This is a genomic window from Streptococcus sp. KR (assembly GCF_002238115.1).
GTDB lineage: Bacteria > Bacillota > Bacilli > Lactobacillales > Streptococcaceae > Streptococcus.
This window is the reverse complement of the sequence record NZ_NGVM01000239.1, coordinates 1-292: the sequence shown is the minus strand read 5'-3', so window position 1 is coordinate 292 and position 292 is coordinate 1. Positions and strand designations below refer to the sequence as shown.

1 pseudogene is annotated in these 292 nt (G+C 44.9%); it reads right to left on the bottom strand.

Going from position 1 to position 292, the window contains the following annotated elements:
• Positions 1 to 136: 136 nt before the first annotated feature.
• Positions 137 to 292, bottom strand: a pseudogene (locus tag CBI42_RS11765) (anthranilate phosphoribosyltransferase); the annotation flags it as partial.

Sequence of the window (292 nt, the reverse complement as noted above, 5' to 3'; positions counted from 1 at the left end):
TGATTTAACACATCCAGAAAGTTGGGCTTGGAATCAGCAAGCATCTGTTGAACTTCCTGCTTTAATTCGGCCAACGGCTTTTTTGCTTCATGTCTGTGTAGCCGTTTCTTAGTTGCGGCTACCAAATCATCTAAAATCATGCAACCACGTCCTTGCGTTTGTTGGAGAATGTGATCATTCGGTTGAGTTCTACTTGAGCCTTGCCTTCATCGATTGCTTTGGCAGCCAAGTTGATTCCTTCCTGAATGGTTAATTCCGGGTGGGCTAGATGCAATGCTGAACCAGCGTTAAG